1 protein-coding gene is annotated in these 454 nt (G+C 75.3%); it reads right to left on the bottom strand.

Annotated features, from left to right (window positions below; translation table 11 throughout):
- Positions 1 to 313: hypothetical protein (locus B8460_RS15305; RefSeq protein ID WP_456303908.1), on the bottom strand; the 313-nt coding region annotated here is incomplete at its 3' end.
- Positions 314 to 454 lie beyond the last annotated feature (141 nt).

Here is a 454-nt window from a genome sequence, read left to right as displayed (position 1 = left end):
CGGCGCCGAGCCGCGCGCGCGAAGCCGCCAGCGCCGGGGCCGCGATGTCGGCCACCGCGATATCGGCATAGCCGTCCGCCAGCAGCGCATCGACAAGGGTGGAGGCGCCCCCGCCGACATCGAGGATGCGCGCCGTGCGCGGCAGCGCGGCATGGGCGATGAGGCGCAGCGAGACCTCCGGCCGGGGCTGATACCAGGACACGTCCAGCGGGCTGCGCGTCGTGTAGACGCCCTCCCAATGCCGGCGCCGCGCCTCGCCGGTCAGGGAGGGAAGGTCGCCGGGAGACGAGGCGGCGGGCGGGGTATCGATCATGGCGGTGGCCCCTGGCGGTTCGCGCCCGCGCGTGGCGGGCGGACGGCGGCAGTATCGGACCGACGGGCAGCCGCGGATAGTCCCGGTCGGGCGGGGCTTTGACCGGACAGGGCACGCATGGGCATTGAGGGGCTGCGCAAC

Source organism: Acidisphaera rubrifaciens HS-AP3, assembly GCF_000964365.1.
In the GTDB taxonomy this organism is placed as follows: domain Bacteria; phylum Pseudomonadota; class Alphaproteobacteria; order Acetobacterales; family Acetobacteraceae; genus Acidisphaera; species Acidisphaera rubrifaciens.
This window is presented reverse-complemented; position numbering and strand designations above follow the sequence as displayed.